At 73.1% G+C, this 16,295-nt stretch carries 17 protein-coding genes; 9 read left to right on the top strand and 8 right to left on the bottom strand.

Translation table 11 applies throughout. From position 1 onward, the window contains the following. Positions 1-3 precede the first annotated feature (3 nt). Both ACFEMC_RS15125 and ACFEMC_RS15120 read left to right on the top strand, forming a co-directional pair. Complete coding sequence (locus ACFEMC_RS15125) at positions 4-480, top strand: DUF1992 domain-containing protein (RefSeq protein WP_380170396.1); 477 nt, start codon at positions 4-6, stop codon at positions 478-480. A 10-nt stretch (positions 481-490) separates the two neighbouring features. Further along, entirely contained in the window at positions 491-1,345 is an 855-nt protein-coding gene (locus ACFEMC_RS15120; protein WP_380170395.1) for an LLM class flavin-dependent oxidoreductase, read from the top strand. Here the strand turns inward: ACFEMC_RS15120 and ACFEMC_RS15115 are convergent. Genes ACFEMC_RS15115 through ACFEMC_RS15100 form a run of 4 tightly spaced genes read right to left on the bottom strand, consistent with a single transcriptional unit; the run spans position 1,332 to position 6,094 of the window. Further along, the gene (locus tag ACFEMC_RS15115) at positions 1,332-2,870 is read right to left on the bottom strand and encodes an alpha-N-arabinofuranosidase (protein ID WP_380170394.1); all 1,539 of its coding nucleotides are present in this window, start codon (positions 2,868-2,870) and stop codon (positions 1,332-1,334) included. The genes ACFEMC_RS15120 and ACFEMC_RS15115 overlap by 14 nt on opposite strands. A gap of 8 nt (positions 2,871-2,878) precedes the next feature. Continuing rightward, on the bottom strand, positions 2,879-3,790 hold the full coding sequence (locus tag ACFEMC_RS15110; protein WP_367639333.1) for a carbohydrate ABC transporter permease: 912 nt from the start codon (positions 3,788-3,790) through the stop codon (positions 2,879-2,881). Position 3,791: 1 nt separating this feature from the next. After that, the gene (locus ACFEMC_RS15105; RefSeq protein WP_380170393.1) at positions 3,792-4,736 is read right to left on the bottom strand and encodes a carbohydrate ABC transporter permease; all 945 of its coding nucleotides are present in this window, start codon (positions 4,734-4,736) and stop codon (positions 3,792-3,794) included. Continuing rightward, the gene (locus ACFEMC_RS15100; protein ID WP_380170392.1) at positions 4,733-6,094 is read right to left on the bottom strand and encodes an extracellular solute-binding protein; all 1,362 of its coding nucleotides are present in this window, start codon (positions 6,092-6,094) and stop codon (positions 4,733-4,735) included. Before ACFEMC_RS15100 ends, ACFEMC_RS15105 begins: the two co-directional genes overlap by 4 nt. Before the next feature lie 225 nt (positions 6,095-6,319). Between ACFEMC_RS15100 and ACFEMC_RS15095 the strand changes: the two genes are divergently transcribed. The 4 genes from ACFEMC_RS15095 (at position 6,320) to ACFEMC_RS15080 (ending at position 11,266) form a co-directional block, all read left to right on the top strand. Beyond that, complete coding sequence (locus ACFEMC_RS15095) at positions 6,320-8,161, top strand: glycoside hydrolase family 2 protein (protein WP_380170391.1); 1,842 nt, start codon at positions 6,320-6,322, stop codon at positions 8,159-8,161. Between the two features lie 164 nt (positions 8,162-8,325). Next, positions 8,326-9,720: a CAP domain-containing protein gene (locus tag ACFEMC_RS15090; RefSeq protein WP_380170390.1), complete on the top strand. Its 1,395-nt coding sequence runs from the start codon at positions 8,326-8,328 to the stop codon at positions 9,718-9,720. A 23-nt stretch (positions 9,721-9,743) separates the two neighbouring features. Further along, positions 9,744-10,811, top strand: coding sequence for an aldo/keto reductase (locus ACFEMC_RS15085; protein WP_380170389.1), 1,068 nt, complete (start codon positions 9,744-9,746; stop codon positions 10,809-10,811). Between the two features lie 116 nt (positions 10,812-10,927). Next, a complete protein-coding gene (locus ACFEMC_RS15080; RefSeq protein WP_380170388.1) occupies positions 10,928-11,266 on the top strand; it encodes an ANTAR domain-containing protein in 339 nt (112 codons plus the stop codon). 23 nt (positions 11,267-11,289) lie between these two features. Here the strand turns inward: ACFEMC_RS15080 and ACFEMC_RS15075 are convergent, their stop codons facing one another. Both ACFEMC_RS15075 and ACFEMC_RS15070 read right to left on the bottom strand, forming a co-directional pair. Next, a complete protein-coding gene (locus ACFEMC_RS15075) occupies positions 11,290-12,006 on the bottom strand; it encodes an ANTAR domain-containing protein (protein ID WP_380170387.1) in 717 nt (238 codons plus the stop codon). Positions 12,007-12,093: 87 nt separating this feature from the next. Beyond that, positions 12,094-12,369: a hypothetical protein gene (locus ACFEMC_RS15070; RefSeq protein ID WP_380170386.1), complete on the bottom strand. Its 276-nt coding sequence runs from the start codon at positions 12,367-12,369 to the stop codon at positions 12,094-12,096. Between the two features lie 170 nt (positions 12,370-12,539). Between ACFEMC_RS15070 and ACFEMC_RS15065 the strand changes: the two genes are divergently transcribed. The 3 genes from ACFEMC_RS15065 to ACFEMC_RS15055 are packed head-to-tail and all read left to right on the top strand — an operon-like array spanning position 12,540 to position 14,489. Then, positions 12,540-13,127: a biliverdin-producing heme oxygenase gene (locus tag ACFEMC_RS15065; RefSeq protein ID WP_380170385.1), complete on the top strand. Its 588-nt coding sequence runs from the start codon at positions 12,540-12,542 to the stop codon at positions 13,125-13,127. Further along, on the top strand, positions 13,120-14,145 hold the full coding sequence (locus tag ACFEMC_RS15060; RefSeq protein WP_380170384.1) for a DUF4037 domain-containing protein: 1,026 nt from the start codon (positions 13,120-13,122) through the stop codon (positions 14,143-14,145). Before ACFEMC_RS15065 ends, ACFEMC_RS15060 begins: the two co-directional genes overlap by 8 nt. Next, positions 14,142-14,489, top strand: coding sequence for a hypothetical protein (locus ACFEMC_RS15055; RefSeq protein WP_380170383.1), 348 nt, complete (start codon positions 14,142-14,144; stop codon positions 14,487-14,489). The genes ACFEMC_RS15060 and ACFEMC_RS15055 overlap by 4 nt, the downstream gene beginning before the upstream one ends. Here ACFEMC_RS15055 and ACFEMC_RS15050 read toward each other — a convergent pair. Together ACFEMC_RS15050 and ACFEMC_RS15045 are read right to left on the bottom strand one after the other, a co-directional pair. Further along, positions 14,471-15,034: a dihydrofolate reductase family protein gene (locus ACFEMC_RS15050; RefSeq protein ID WP_380170382.1), complete on the bottom strand. Its 564-nt coding sequence runs from the start codon at positions 15,032-15,034 to the stop codon at positions 14,471-14,473. The two genes, ACFEMC_RS15055 and ACFEMC_RS15050, sit on opposite strands and share 19 nt — an antisense overlap. Before the next feature lie 40 nt (positions 15,035-15,074). Beyond that, positions 15,075-16,151, bottom strand: coding sequence for a LacI family DNA-binding transcriptional regulator (locus tag ACFEMC_RS15045; RefSeq protein ID WP_380170381.1), 1,077 nt, complete (start codon positions 16,149-16,151; stop codon positions 15,075-15,077). Positions 16,152-16,295: the final 144 nt, after the last annotated feature.

Raw genomic sequence — 16,295 nt, 5'->3', positions numbered from 1 at the left:
CCCGTGACGGCCGGTGGGCGCAAACCGTTCGGCACCTCCTTCGAGGACTGGGTCGAGCGGCAGGTGCGGGAGGCGCACGAGCGCGGCGACTTCGAGAACCTCCCCGGCGCGGGGAAGCCGCTGCCCGGGCTGGACCGGGAGTTCTCCGCGGAGCAGTGGGCCGCGGACAAGGCCCGCCGCGAGGGGTTCGACGTCAGCGCCATGCTGCCGCCGCCGCTGGCCCTGCGCCGCGAGCGCGAGGTGCTCCTGCGCGACGTCCACGAGCTCGTCTCCGAGGCCGCCGTCCGGGACGTCGCCACCGACTTCAACGACCGCGTGCTGGAGCTGTACCGGCGCCCGGCCGACGGTCCGCTGGTCGTCGTGGGGCTGCTGGACGTCGAGGCGCTCGTGGAGGCGTGGCACGCGTCCCGCCCCGTCCCGGCCGACGCGCCGCCGGCGGCGGGACCTCCACGGCGGCGGTGGTGGCGGCGCCGGGGATAGCGTTCCGGGGGTGGACCTCTCCTGCGTCGTGCTCAACGACCTGCACCCGCACGCCTTCGCCGACACCGCTCGGGCCGCCGAGGACGCCGGCGTGCGGACGGTCTTCAGCTACGACCACCTGTCGTGGCGCGACCTGCGCGACGGCCCCTGGTACGCGGCCGTGCCCCTGCTGGCGGCCGCCGCGACGGCCACCGAACGGGTCCGGCTCGGCACGCTGGTCGCGTCCCCGAACTACCGCCACCCCGTGACGTTCGCCGCCGAGGTGATGACGCTCGACCAGCTCAGCGACGGCCGGGTCGAGCTGGGCGTGGGGGCGGGCACGTCGGCGCACGACGCCTCCGTCCTGGGGGTGCCAGCGCTGACGCCGCGCGAGCGGCAGGACCGGTTCGAGGAGTGGACGACGCTGCTGCGCTCGCTGCTGACGCAGCGGGTCACCGACGAGCGGGGCGAGCACTACACCGCCCACGACGCGCGGAACGTTCCCGGGCCCGTGTCCGGGGTGCCGCTGACGGTCGCCGCCGCCGGCCCGCGCGGGATGCGCTTCGCGGCCCGGCTCGGGCAGGGGTGGGTCACCTACGGCGAGGGGGAGTCCGGTCCCCAGGACGGGGTCGAGGAGGCCGTCGAGCGGTTCACGGCGCCGATCGCGAGGTTCGCCGCTCTCCAGGGCGCCGACCGCGTGCGGAAGGTGGCGCTGCTCGGCCTCGACGAGCGCGGCGCCTACGCGGACTGGCCGCGGTTCGCGACGGCGCTCGCCGAGGCCGGGTACGACGAGGTGTGCGTGCACTGGCCGCGCCCGGACGGCAGGGGACTGCCGTCCGGGGCGCTGACCGGGGTCCTGCAGACCCCTGGGTTCACGAGAGGGTGAGTTCCACCGTCGCGAAGGAGTGCGGCGGCAGGTCGACCACGAGGGTGTCGCCGTCCTTGCGCGCACCGTCGAACGACGCGGGCGCCACGGCGTCCGGGGCGTCCGCCGTGTTGTGCGCCTGGACGCTCGGGGCGGCCAGGACGCGGGCGCGGGCGATCTCCCAGCCCTTGCCCCGCAGGTCGAGGCGGACCGTGGCGGGCCCGTCCACGTCGAGGTTGGTCAGGGAGACCAGCGCGGAACCGTCCTTCGAGCTGACCGTGGTGGTCAGCGTCCGGTAGGACCCCGCCTCACCCTCGTACGCCGCGTCCGCCGCCGTCACCTGGACGGGGTGGGACGTGGCGTCCTGGTGCCCCGCGTTCATCGCGAACACGTGGTACGTGGGCGTCAGGACCATCCGCGCGCCGTCGGTGAGGACCATGGCCTGCAGCACGTTGACCGTCTGCGCGATGTTCGCCATGACCAGCCGGCGCGCGTTCTCGTGGAACACGTCGAAGTGCAGACCGGCGACGAGCGCGTCCCGCAGGGTGTTCTGCTGGTACAGGAACCCGGGGTTGGTGCCGGGTTCGACGTCCCACCAGGTGCCCCACTCGTCGCAGACGAGCCCGACCGAGGCCTCCGGGTCGTAGGCGTCCATGACCCGGACGTGGCCGCGGACGATCTCGTCGATGCGCCAGGCCCGGACCATCGTCTCGTGGTACTCCGCGGCGGTGAACTCCGTCGCCGAGCCCTTGTGCTGCCAGTCGTCGCTGGCGTGGGTGTAGTAGTGGAACGAGAGGGCCTGCCACCCGTTGTGCTTGGGGGAGCGGGCCGGACCGCCGAGGGTGCTGACCGACTTCATCAGCGTCTCGGTCCAGTGGTAGTCGTCCCGGTTCGGGCCCGCCGCGATGCGGTACAGCTCGTTGCCGTCGTGGTTGCGGCAGTACGTCGCGAACTGGGCGGCGAGCTGGGTGTACTGCTCGGCGGTCATGTTGCCGCCGCAGCCCCAGTTCTCGTTCCCGATGCCCCAGAAGGGCACCTTCCACGGCTCGGACCGGCCGTGCTCGCGGCGCAGCCGGGACATCGGTGCGTCCCCGGACCGGGTGAGGTACTCGATCCAGTCGCTCATCTCCGCGACCGTGCCGGACCCGACGTTGCCCGACACGTAGGGCGCGGCGCCGAGCAGCTCGCACAGCCGCATGAACTCGTGGGTGCCGAAGGAGTTGTCCTCGACGACGTCGCCCCAGTGGGTGTTGACCATCGACGGGCGTTCCTCGCGCGGGCCGACGCCGTTCATCCAGTGGTACTCGTCGGCGAAGCACCCGCCCGGCCAGCGCAGGTTGGGGATGCTGATGTCCTTCAGCGCCTGCACGACGTCCTCGCGGATGCCGTCGGTGTTCTGGATGTCGGAGTCCTCCCCGACCCAGAACCCCTCGTAGATGCAGCGGCCGAGGTGCTCGGCGAAGTGCCCGTAGAGGTGGCGGTTGATGGTGGCTCCGGAGACGTCGAGGTCGACGACTCCGGACAGGCTGGCGGTGCGGGTGGTCACGAGGTGGTTCAGCCCTTCAGGCCGGTTCCGGCCACACCTTCGACGATGCGGCGCTGGAAGATGACGAACAGGATGACCAGCGGCAGGGCCCCGAGGACCGTGGAGGCCTGGATGTCGGAGAACCGCTGGCCGTAGGAGCCCTGGACGGTCGCGAGACCGACGGGGATGGTCATGAGGTCGGGGTTGGACAGGACGAACAGCGGCAGGATGAGGTTGTTCCACACCCCGACGAAGGTGACGATCGCCATGGCGGCGAGCACCGGACGCGACAGCGGCATGAGGATCGACCAGTAGATGCGCCAGTTCCCGGCCCCGTCGATGCGGGCGGCCTCCTCGAGCTCGTTCGGCAGTCCGTCGAAGAACTGCTTGAAGACGAACAGCGCGATGACGCTGGAGACCTGCGGGAAGATCACGGCCCAGTAGGTGTTCAGCAGCCCGACCGTGTTGAGCATCTGGAAGATCGGGATGATGAGCACGTCGGCAGGGACCATGATCCCGGCGATGACGAGCAGGAAGACGACCTGCCGGCCCCGGAACCGCATCCGCGACAGGGCGAACGCGGCCATCGAGGCGAAGAGCACGACGAGCGCCGCCGACAGCGTCGAGGTGATGAAGCTCGCCAGGTACCAGTTCCACAGGTCCCCGCCGCCGAGCAGCGAGGAGTACGACGCGAGCGTCGGGTTGATGTCCTTGAGGATCGCCTGCGTCCCCAGGGCCGAGACGGAGTTCGCGGTGAGCGAGGTCTTGATGGCCCACAGGCTCGGGACGAGCCACAGCACCGCGAAGACCGTCAGGACGACGACGGCGATGCGGTTGAACGTCTTCCCTCCGTTCGTCCCCACCTTTGCGACGCGGGCCGGGGGTGCCGCGGCGGAGATGCCGGAACGGCGGGAGGTACCTGCGGCACCGGTGGTCGCCATCTCAGGCTCCCTTCTGCTGGGCGCGCTCGAGGAGCTGGCGGACGAGGGCGATGACGAGGATGACGAGGAACAGGACGAACGAGGCGGCCGCCGCGGCGCCGATGCGGTAGTCGGTGAAGCCGGTCTTGGTGATGAACACGAGCGCGGTCTCGGTGCTCGTGCCCGGCCCGCCGCTGGTCATCAGGTAGACCTGGTCGAAGATCTTCAGGCTGGCGATGATCTGCAGCAGCAGGACGAGGGTCGTCGTGCGGCTGAGCAGCGGGATCGTCAGGTGCCGGATCTGCTGCCACGGCGTCGCGCCGTCGATGGCGGCCGCTTCGTACAGCTCGCGGGGGATGTCCTGCAGGCCGGCCAGGTAGAGGATGAAGTTGAAGCCGATCGTCCACCAGACGGTCGCGACCGCGATGCCGACCATGGCCAGGTTGGGGGTCGCCAGGACGGGGGCCGGGGCCTCGCTGCCGAGCCCCTTCTGGACGGTCGCCCACAGCCCGGTGTCGGCCGTGAAGATGAAGACCCAGACGAGGGAGATCGCGGCCGAGGGGAGGATGAAGGGGGTGAAGAACGCCATCCGCCAGAAGATCTGCCCGCGCTGCATGCGGTTGGCCAGGACGGCGAACACGAACGACAGCACCACCAGCGGCGGCACGGTGTAGAGCGTGAACTGCAGGGTGTGCCACATCGCCGACCAGAAGTCCGACGACGACAGCAGGGTCGTGTAGTTCTCCAGGCCGATGAAGTTGCCCAGGCCGGTCTTGACGATGCTCGTGTCGAAGAAGCTCGCGACGAACATGTAGAGCGAGGGGCCGAGCAGGAACGCGAGGTAGAAGAGGCCGAAGGGCGCGACGAACAGCCACGCCTTGTTCGTGCGGCGCAGCCGGTCCGGGTCGCTGCCGCCGCGCAGGGAGGTCCGCGCCGCCGTGGGCGCGCCGATCGTCTGGGTGCTCACAGGGGGTTCGCCGTCCGTGCGTAGGTCTCGAGTTGGCTGCGGATGCTGGCCGTGGCCGCCTCCGGGGTCGTCAGGCCCTGCAGGACCAGACCGATCTGCGAGCCGGTGACCGTCTCGAAGTTCGAGCCCGAGCCCGAGTACCACGCCGCCGGGTCGTACGAGGCGTACGTCGCGGTCTCGGCGTAGTCCGCCTGCGGTTCCAGCGTCTTGTACTGCTCGCTCTCGAAGATGGGCAGGTACGTCGGGACGTGGCCGCCCTCGGCCCACGTCATGCCCTGTTCGAGCATGGAGTGGACGAACCCCATGGCCCGCTTCAGCTGGTCGGCGTCGCGGTCCATGCGGGGGAGCACGAAGGCGTGCGAGTCGGCGTGCGCGGCCGGCTTCTCGTACAGCTGCGGGAAGGCGGCCATGCTGAACTTCAGGCCCTCGATGCTCTGCAGCGTCGTGATCTCCCACTCGCCGTTCATGAAGAACGCCGACTGGCCCTGCGACAGGGCCAGTTCGGCCCCGGGGGTGTCCACGACCTTCGGCATGAGCCCGGAGGAGGTCCAGCGCTGGATCGTGGCCAGGGTGTCGACCATGAGCGCGTCGTCCATGGTGATCTCCTGCCCCTCCTCGCTCATGAGGGGCTGGGCGCCGTCGCGCTGGCTGTAGAGGGTGTTGACGAACCGCCAGCAGTTGGAGTCGTCGCCGACCGACGCCGTCGCGGCGCCGTAGGTCCCGGTGGTCTGCTTGGCGGCGGTGAGGGCGGCCTCCCAGGCCTGGAGGCCCTCGATCTTCGCGAGCTTGCCGTCCGAGCCCAGCAGCCCGGCCTTCTGGCACACGTCGGTGTTGTAGAACAGCACCCACGGGTGGGTGTCCATGGGGATCGCGTAGGACTGGCCGTCGAACGTCGCGGCCTCCCACGCCTTGGGGGTGAAGTCCTCGACCTTGAGGCCCACCAGGGCGAGGGTCTCGTCCGTGATCGGTTCCAGGAGGCCCGCTGCGGCCAGGTTGGTGGCGCGCGTGAGGTGGGAGACCGCGACGTCCGGCGGCTTGTTCCCCAGCGTCGCCAGCGACACCTTCGTGTAGTACGGGTTGCCCCAGGCGAACGTCGCCGCGACGAGGGAGTCCGCGCTGCCCTGCTGCTTGCGGTACTCGTCGAGCATGAGCTGCAGGCGGGCGCCGTCGCCGCCCCCGAAGAGGTTCCAGAACGTGACGGTCCCGGGGTTGAGCTGGGTGCCGACCAGGCCGGCGGCGAGCGGTGAGCCGCAGCCCGCGGTGGCGGCGGCCAGGCCGAGCCCCCCGGCGGCGAGGCCGCCGCGCAGGAGGGAGCGTCGGCTGAACGGGCTCCTGGGCCCTGGGGGATGACTGTTCACGCGTGTCCGTCCCTGCCGTCGTTGGCGGTGGTCGGTGCTGCCGGGTGGCGGGCACCGGCTGGTCGAGAACCGAGAACCGCTCTGTCCCGATCAGTGCTGCGGAACCTAGCACGCGTTTGCAACGCTGCATAGCGTTGTGCCGACCCACGCTTGCAACGATGTACGGACGTCGGTGAGACTGGCCCCGCACGCCCGAGCGACACCGTCATCGATGAGGAGACGTCCGTGCCCACCATCCCGCGCCCCGAGCACCCCCGGCCCTCGGTGGTCCGCGCCGACTGGCTGTCCCTGAACGGCACCTGGCAGTTCGAGGTCGACGCGGGGGACTCCGGTCTCGAACGCGGTCTGCGCGACCGCGACCTCGCCGGCGCCATCACCGTCCCCTTCGCGCCGGAGTCGCAGCTCTCCGGCGTCGGCACCACCGACTTCCTCCCCGCCGTCTGGTACCGCCGCACGGTCGCGATCCCCGCGGACTGGGTGGGCCGCCGCACGCTCCTGCACTTCGGCGCCGTCGACCACGACGCGACGGTGTGGGTGGACGGGGAGGAGGTCGTCCGGCACCGCGGCGGGTTCACCCCGTTCACCGCCGACCTCGGCCACCGCACGGGCGAGGTGACCGTCGTCGTCCGCGCCCGCGACGACCGGTACGGCCCGCAGGCCCGCGGCAAGCAGTCGACGCGCTACGACAACTACGAGTGCCTCTACACGCGCACGACGGGGATCTGGCAGACCGTCTGGGCCGAACCCGTCCCGGACGTCTCCCTCGGCCGCCCGCGCATCACCCCCGACGTCGCCGCCTCGACGTTCCACCTCGAGCAACCCCTGCGCCGCAGCGGGACGGGCGCCGCCGGCGACCGCGCCGGGTGGACGCTGCACGCGTCCGTGCGCGACGCGGCGGGCGAGGTCGTCACGGCGTCCGTGCGCGCCGACCTCGACCTGTCCCCGCGGCTGACGCTGCGCGTGCCGGAGGACCGTGTGCGGCTGTGGGGACCGGGTGACCCGCACCTGTACGACGTGACGCTGACCCTGCGGGACGCGGCCGGTGCGGTGGTGGACACCGTCGAGACGTACGCGGGGCTGCGGTCGGTGAGCATCGACGGCAAGGCCGTCCTCCTCAACGGCCGCCCGGTGTTCCAGCGGCTCGTCCTCGACCAGGGCTACTACCCCGACGGGATCATGACGGCGCCGACCGACGAGGCGCTGCGCCGCGACGTCGAACTCGCCCTCGAGGCCGGGTTCAACGGCGCCCGGCTGCACCAGAAGGTGTTCGAGGAGCGCTTCCTCTTCCACGCCGACCGGCTGGGGTACCTCGTCTGGGGGGAGTTCGGCGACTGGGGCGCCGTCGAGGAGGGGACGTCCCTCCGCGGTGAGCACCAGCAGCCCACCCCGAACTTCGTCAGCCAGTGGCTGGAGGCCCTCGAACGCGACTACTCCCACCCCAGCGTCGTCGGCTGGTGCGGGCTCAACGAGACGCGGCAGGGCCTCACCGACCGCGGCCAGGTGCTCGACGACGTGACCCGGGCGATGTTCCTCGCCGCCAAGGCCATGGACACCTCCCGGCCGGTGCTGGACGCCTCCGGCTACTCCCACCGCGTCCTGGAGTCCGACGTGTGGGACTCGCACAACTACACCCAGGACCCGGCGCAGTTCGCCCGCGAGATGTCCGGCCTGGCCGCGGGGAACCCCGACACCAACTACGGCGCGGACGGGGAACCCTGGTCGCTGCCCTACCAGGGGCAGCCGTGGTTCTGCAGCGAGTTCGGCGGGATCTGGTGGCGGCCCGACGTGGCGGCGAGCGACCCCGACGTCGACCGCGGTGCCACGTCCTCGTGGGGCTACGGCGAGCCGCCGCGCACCGAGGAGGAGTTCCACCACCGCTTCGAGGGGCTGACCGGCGTCCTGCTGGACGACCCGCTGATGTTCGGCTACTGCTACACGCAGCTGACCGACGTCTTCCAGGAGCAGAACGGCGTCTACTCCTTCGACCGGTCCACCAAGCTCGACGTGGCCCGCGTCCGGGCGGCCCAGCAGCGACGTGCGGCGATCGAGGGCCCCGCGGAGGGGTAGTCACACGCGGTGACGAGGGCTCGCCCGGGAGGGGGTACCCCGGGCGGGCTCTGTCGTGACCGGGGCGTGCGGACGACATCACCTGGGTGACCAGGCCGACCGCCCCCCGCCGCCCCGCCCGTGGCACCGCACGAGCCACCGGGCGTGCCCGTGTGCTCGCACCCGTGCTCGCAGCGCTCGTCGCCCTGCCCTGCGCGGGGGTCGCCGAGGTCGTCACCGCCGTTCCCGCCGCGGCCGCCGCCCAGGTGCTGCAGCCGGTCGTCCCCGCGGCGACCCAGCAGCAGCAGATCCTCGACGGACTCAACCGCGAGCGCGCGGCCGTCGGGGCGCCGGCGCTGACGCTGGACCCGACGCTGGAGACCGTCGCCCAGGACTGGGCCGACGTGCTCGGCCAGGGCGACGGCATGAAGCACAACCCGAACCTGCAGACGCTGCTGTCGGACTTCCCGCAGTGGGGAGAGATCGTCGCGACGGCCGACATGGGCAACGCCGACACCCACGGCCTGGAGAACGGCGACCTGGCGGTCGACACGTGGATGGGGTCCGACCCGCACCGCGCCGTGCTGCAGGACGCCAAGTACACCAACGTCGGCGTCGGGCTCGTCTACACGACGTTGTGGTCCGGCGGCCGGACCGTCTGGCGCTCCTACTGGGTGGCCGACTTCGGCTCCTCGCGCCGCACGCCCCTCGTCGCGCAGAACTCCGACGGCTCGCGCAGCTACGCCGGGGTGCCGGTCAAGGGCGCCATCCTGCAGACGTACACCGCGGCGGGCGCCAACGGCGGCTACCTCGGCCTGCCGATGGGCCGCGAGCTCGGGCCGCTGCGCGGGGGCGGTTTCGGCCAGCACTTCGCCGGCGGGTCCGTCTACTGGAGCGCGGCGTCGGGCGCCGCGACGGTCCGCGGCGCCATCCGCGACCGCTGGGCCTCCCTCGGCTGGGAGAACAGCTGGCTGGGCTACCCGACGGGGGCCGAGTTCACCGTCCGCGGCGGTGTCGCGCAGCGCTTCCAGGGCGGGACCGTCTACTGGTCGCCGGCGACGGGGGCGCAGGCGCTCGGCGGTGCGGTGCTCGCCGGTTACGGCGCGGCCGGCTGGGAGAACGGGTCCCTCGGCTTCCCCACGACGACGGCGGCGTCGCTGCCCGCGGGGTCCTTCGCCCACTTCCAGGGGGGCTCGGTGTACTCCGGCCCGGCCGGCACGTTCGCCGTCACCGGCCCGGTCCGGACGGCGTGGGCGGCGCAGGGCTGGGAGAACGGCGCGCTCGGCTACCCGAGCTCGGCGGTGTTCGGCGGGCTCGTCGCCGGCGGCAGCGGGCAGCACTTCACCGGCGGTTCGGTGTACTCCTCCCCGGCCTCGGGCACGCACGCCGTCCCCGCGGCGGTCCGCGACGCGTGGGCCGCGCGCGGCTGGGAGGCCGGAACCCTCGGCTACCCCGTCTCCGATGCCCGGACGGTCGGCGGTTCGGTCGTGCAGGACTTCCAGGGCGGGCAAGTCACCGTCCGCAGCGGGGCCGCGCAGGTCCGGACGCTGTCGGTGGCGCGGGTCGAGCGCGCCCGTTGAGCGGTCCGGAGTAGCGTCCGGGCATGGAGTACCGACGACTCGGACGGTCGGGGCTGCGCGTCTCGACGATCACGCTGGGAACGATGACGTTCGGCGGGACGGGCGCCTTCGCTGCGGTGGGGAAAACCGACGTGGCCACGGCGCGGCGGCAGGTCGAGATGGCCCTCGACGCGGGGGTGAACCTCCTCGACACCGCGGACATGTACTCCGACGGGCTCAGCGAAGAGATCACCGGCGAGGTCCTCGAGGGGCTCGGCGCGCGCCGCGACGACGTCCTCGTCGCGACCAAGGCCCGCATGGTCGTCGGGCCCGGCCCGAACGACGGGGGAGCCTCGCGCCACCACCTCGTCCGGTCGGTCGAACGCAGCCTGCGCCGCCTGCGCACGGACCACGTCGACCTGTACCAGATCCACGAGTGGGACGGTCAGACCCCGCTGGAGGAGACGCTGGAGGCGCTCGACACCCTCGTCCGCTCGGGCAAGGTCCGCTACGTCGGCGCGTCGAACTACTGCGGCTGGCAGCTGATGAAGGCCCTCGCGACGTCGGACGCCCGCGGGTACCAGCGCTACGTGTCCCAGCAGATCCACTACACGCTGCAGGCCCGGGACGCCGAGTCCGAACTCGTCCCGCTGAGCCTGGAGGAGGAGCTCGGTATTCTCGTGTGGAGCCCGCTGGCCGGCGGTCTGCTCTCGGGCAAGTACCGCCGCGACGCCTCGGCGCCCGAGGGGTCGCGACACCTGGGGAACTGGTCCGAACCGCCCGTCCACGACGAGGACGCGCTCTACGACGTCGTCGAGGAGCTCGTGCGGACGGGGGAGGCGCACGGGGTGTCGGCCGCGCAGGTCGCCCTCGCCTGGCTGCTGGGCCGCCCCGGGGTCACGTCCCTGGTGGTCGGTGCCCGCACCGACGAGCAGTTGCGCGACAACCTCGCCGCCGCCGACCTCGTGCTCTCGGGCGACGAACGGCGCCGTCTGGACGACGTCAGCGCCGTCCCGCTGCGCTACCCGCACTGGCACCAGGCCGCGACCGCCGCCGACCGGTTGTCGGCGGCCGACCTCAGCCTGCTGGGCCCGTTCGTGGACCGCGCGTGAGGGCCCCCGCGTCGTCGTAGGATCTTCGTCGGCTTCGCTCCGCCCAGACCTCGCTGCGCGAACCGCCCCCTCGCCGTCCGGCCGGGGGGTCGGCTGCACCGGAGGACGCAACGAGGATGCACGACGAGGACGGTCGGGTCGCGGAGCTGGACGCCCTCGACCACGAGCTGGACCCCACCCGCACGGACGTGGACGCGCTGCGCGCCGAGCTGGCGCAGCTGCGCACCGCCCTGACCCGGCGACCGGTCATCGACATGGCCAAGGGCGCGATCATGGCGCTGACCCGGTGCGACGAGGACGCCGCGTTCCGCCAGCTCTCGCAGGTGTCCCAGACGCACAACGTGAAGCTGTACGACCTGGCGAGCGCGCTCCTGGCCGACCTGCAGCGCGCCGACGCGCCGGAGCCCGACCGGGACGTCGACCGGCTCGTCCGGCGGAACTGGACGCGCCGCTGACCGAGCGCTGAGGGGGAGAGGGGTCAGGCGCCGCGGGCCCGGCTCAGCGGCGCCACCACCTCGGAGGCGACCTCGCGCAGCCGGCGGCGTTCGGTCCGCGCGCGGGCCCGCAGCTGCGCGAACGCTTCGTCGGGGTGGATGCGGTGCCGCTCGGCGAGGACGCCCTTGGCCTGCTCCAGGACGACGCGGCTGTCGAGCGCCTCCTGCAGCTGCTCCCGCAGGCGTTCGCCCTGCGCGGTGGCCTCGAGCTGACCGATGCCGACCGCCACGAAGGACGCCATGGCGTGCGCCACGTCCGTCTCCACCGAGGAGAACGGACCCTCGTGGTCCCGGAACAGGTTCAGGGCGCCGATCGTCCGGCCGCCCACCTGCACGGGGACGGCGTGGACGGCCACGATGCCCTGCGACGCCGCACCGACGGAGAACCGCGGCCAGGTGCGCTGCAGCGTGGCCGCGTCGACGGCCGCGGTCGGACTGCCCGTGCGGTAGCAGTCCAGGCAGGGACCCTCGTCGTTCTGCAGCTGGAACAGCTCGACGACGCGCGCCTCGCCGGAACTGGCGGCGAGCAGGCGCAGGTCGCCCCGCGCGTCCTCGACGAGCAGCCCCACCGCGCTGGCGGACAGCAACCGCGCGCAGTGGCCCACCAGTCGGTACGCCAGGTCCAGCGCCTCACCGCGCTCGGCCAGCACCTCGGCCAGTTCCCCGACCGCCGCGGCGACCTCCTCGGCCCGCACCTCCACCGCACCCCTCCTCCTGACCGCTGCCCTGACGGTCAGAGCGTGCCAGGCGCGGAGGAGCGGTGCGTTCCGGGCAGAGGTCCCGCGGGGTCAGCCGAGGAACGTGGAGGGGTCCGGGCCCGTGCGCCGGGGCAGGACGCGCCCGGCGGGGCGGCACCGGGCCTCGAGGTCGGCGATCTCGGAGGCGTTGCGCGCCAGGTCCTCCGCCGTCGGGTGGTCCGGTGCGTCGTCGGCCACCAGGTGCCAGCGCTCGTCGTACGCCTCGCGCAGGGCGTCGAGCGGACGGTCGCGCAGGTCGACCACCGCACGGGTGGTGAGGGTGGTGGTGTCGGTGGTGGTGTCGTGGGCAGGAACAGTGGTCGTCATCGGAACCCCGTCGTCTCCGGTCCCTCCGCGGCACACCTCTGGACCACGGCTCACCACCCATTCGACCCCCGGACGGGGGCGTGGGCAACCCGGGCGTGTCGTCACCCAGTAGTTTCGGAGGCGAGGGGCGGGAACGTGCCGTCAGGACCGTCACGGGGAGGGGAGTGGTCGTGGGACAGGCCCAGGGGACGTTGGCGTGGTTGCGGTCCGCGACCGCGTCGGCGCACGAGGACCTCGACACCGCGCTCGACGTCCTCGACCGCCCGTGGGACACCGCGGTGCACCGCCGCTGGCTGGAACTCACGTGGGGGCTGCTGGCGCCCCTCGAACGCGCCCTCGCGGGTCAGGCCCGCCAGGACCCGGACGCCCTCGACGTGGCGGGCCGGGAGCGGGCCGACCTCGCGCTGGAGGACCTGCGGGCCCTCGACGTCCCCGAGGCCGAGCTGGTCGGCCTGCCGGAGTGCCCCGACGTCCCCGCGGTGCCGGACCGCGCCGCGGCGCTGGGCGTCCGCTACGTCCTCGACGGGTCGACGCTCGGCGGGCGCCTCATCGCGCGGACGGTCGTCGAGGCCGGCGTGCCGGTCGCGGCGACGACGTCGCTGACCGGCCGCGCGGGCACCGGCCGACGCTGGCGGGAGACGACCGCCGCGGTCGACGCGGCGGGGCCGGACGCGCTGCCGGGGATGACCGCCGCCGCGCTGGCGACGTTCGCGGCCTACCGTGCCTGGCTCGCACCCCTGGTGCGTCCGCGTGCCTGAGCCGAGCGGTGCCGAGCTGGCGCGCGGGTTCTTCGCCGACGTGGTCGGGCCCCTGCTGCGGCGGGAGTTCCCCGGGACCCCGCTCGTCGCCGGGCGCTTCGGAGCCGGGTCGGACGTGCTGGGCCTCGACGACGACGTCTCGCGCGACCACGACTGGGGGCTGCGCCTCGCCGTCCTCGTCCCCGAGGGGCTCGACGAGCAGGTCGGGGCCGTCCTCGAACGGCACCTGCCCGCGACGCACGCGGGGCGTCCCGTCCGCTTCGCCACCACCTGGGACGGGAGCGACCGGCACCGCGTCGAGGTCGCCACGGTGGACGGTTTCGTCCGGGCCCGCCTCGGCATCGGAGCGCACGAGGAACCGACGACCGCCGACTGGCTGTCCTTCACGGGGCAGGCCGTCCTCGAACTCGTCGCCGGACCCGTGTTCAGCGACGACGAGGGACGATGGGAAGCCCTGCGCGGCAGCCTGACCTGGTACCCCGACGACGTGTGGCGACACCTCGTGGCCAGCGCCTGGCAGCAGCTGGAGCAGGAACTGCCCTTCGTCGGGCGCACCGGTCAGCGCGGGGACGACCTCGGCTCGCGGGTGCTCGCCGCCCGGCTCGCGGGCACGGCCGTCCAACTCGGACTGCTGCTCGACCGGACCTGGGCGCCGTACGCGAAGTGGGTCGGGACGGTGTTCGCGGCCTCGCCGAGCGGGCGCGTCGCCCCGCACCTGGCGCGCGCGCTGGCCGCGGGGGACTGGCGCGAGCGCGAGGCCGGGCTCAGCGCCGCGCTCGAGGGCCTGCTCGCGCGGCAGGCCGAGGTCGGGCTGCCCGCCCCGGCGCCGGCGACGGCTCCCTTCCACGACCGGCCGTTCGCGGGGGTCGTCGAGACGCTGCCCGGTGCCGTCGCCCCGGCCGGTGGCGGGCGGGGTCCGGTGGGGGTGGGCTCCGTCGGGCAGTGGGCCGCCGCGGTCGACGTGCTCGTCCGTCCCGCGCTGCGCCGCGACCTGGCCCGTGCCGTGGTGCGCTCGTGACGGCGGCCGCGCACGCCCAGCTCCTCGGCCACGTGGTGGGGACCGGTGAGGACCTGCTCGCGGCCCTGCCCCTGCGCGCCGGCCTCGTCGGGGGCGAGGGCGCGCTCGGCGTCGGGACCGTCCAGCTCTGGCTGTCCCGCCCGCAGCTGGTTGGTGGTGCGTCCGTGGCGGCCGTGCCCCTAGGCGACGTCGGTGCGGGCGCCGTCCGCGAACGGCGGTTCGGTGGCCTGGAGCTCAGGCTCCTGCTGTCCGGCCGGGAGGTGGCGTTCGCCACGAGCGCCGACCGGACCGCGGTGGAGGAGTTCCTGCGGGCCCTGGCCCAGGCTCAGCGCACGACGTCGTAGACGACCTTCACGATGCCGTTCGCGTAGGTCTCCGACTCCAGCACGCGCAGCGGCTGCTTGTCCTTGTCCGCCTCGCTCCACAGCCGCTTGCCCGCGCCGAGCAGCAGCGGGAACACCAGCAGGTGGTAGCGGTCGACGAGACCGGCGTCGGTGAGCGAACGGGCCAGCGTCGCGCTGCCGTGCACCGCGATCGGCCCGCCCTCGGTCTCCTTGAGCGCCGCCACGTCGTCGAGGGAGCGCAGGACGGTCGCCGGCCACCGCTCGTCGTCGTGCTCCAGGGTCGTGGAGACGACGTAGCGGGGCATGGCGTTGTAGCCGGCGAACTCGTCCATCGTCGGCCAGACGGGGGCGAAGGCCTCGTAGCTCGTGCGGCCGAGCAGCAGGGCCGTCGTCTCCTCCTGCTCGCGGCCCTTGATCTCGTAGGCCTCGGGGAGGAACTCGATGTCCTGGAAGGTCCAGCCGGAGCTGCGGTGTCCCGGCTCACCCCCGGGGGCCTCCACGACCCCGTCCAGGGAGACGAAGGCGGTGACGACGAGCTGGCGCATGGCGGGCCCTTCCTGGAGGGGGCTGGACGGTCTGGGGAACCTACTGCCCTGGCGACTTCCGGCGGGGCCGGAACTCAGCGGTGGACCCCCGCACGACCAGCTCGGTGGCCAGCTCGACGTGGTGGGAGTCCAGGCGCTCGCCGCCCGCCATCCGCAGGACCGTGCGCAGGGCGACCCGGCCCATCTCCCGCAGCGGCTGGCGGATCGTCGTCAGCGGGGGAGCGGCCATCGCGGCCAGCTCGGTGTCGTCGAAACCCGTGACGGACAGGTCGTCGGGCACGCGCAACCCCTGGGCGCGCGCGGCCTCCATGACCCCGAGGGCGATCGAGTCGCAGCCACCGACGACCGCGGTCGGGCGGTCGGGGCCGGCGAGGAGCTGGGCCCCCAGCCGCCGGCCCGCCTCGTACTGGAAGTCGGAGTTCAGGACGTGCTCGGCGACCGGGACCAGGCCCGCGCTCTCCATGGCCGCGCGGTACCCGTGCAGGCGCGCCTGGTTGCACTGCGAACCGGGCGGTCCGCCCACCCAGGCGATCTGCCGGTGTCCCTGGGCCAGCAGATGGTTCGTCGCCGTCAGACCGCCGGTGAAGTTCGTGGAACCGACGCTCGTCACCTCCCGGCGCGGCAGGTTCAGGGGATCGATGACGACCAGGGGCAGGTTCACGGCGGCGAGCGCGTCGACGTGGGCGCCCGTGAGCTCACCGGTCACGACGATGACGCCCGTGCGGCCGGCGGCGGCGAGCCCGCGGGCCCAGGACCGGGGCGGGGAGGGGTAGCGGCCGTTGCGCTGGTCGCGCAGGACGCCGACCACGACGGAGGCGTCAGCCCCGGTCGCGGCCTCGACGACCCCGTCGACGACGGCCGTGGCGTAGGAGGAGAAGTCGCCGTCGATGAGGAACTCGACGAGGGCGCTGCCGGTGACGGCGCGCCGCGTCGACGGCGGCGAGTACTCGTGCTGGACGAGGAGCTCCTCGACGAGGGCGCGGGTCTGCGCGGACACGTCCTCCCGGCCGTTGACGACCTTGGAGACGGTCGCCACGGACACGCCGGCGCTCGCGGCGATGGTGGCCAGGGTCGTCTTGTCCCTGGACCGGGTGGGGGTGTGCGTGCGGTCCAGCACGGGTCCTCCTCGACTCGATGTGCGACGACCATACGGCCCACGCGGGGTGGGGCGCCAGCCCTTCTCCGAAAATTTTCGAGATGCGTTCGAGACCTGCTGACCGTTGCGCCGCAACGAGTTCACACGTCGGCTGGGCTGGAGGTG

The organism is Kineococcus sp. DHX-1 (genome assembly GCF_042473625.1).
In the GTDB taxonomy this organism is placed as follows: Bacteria; Actinomycetota; Actinomycetes; order Actinomycetales; family Kineococcaceae; genus Kineococcus.
Note: the sequence above shows the minus strand (reverse complement) of the source record. Positions and strands in the feature narration are given on the sequence as shown.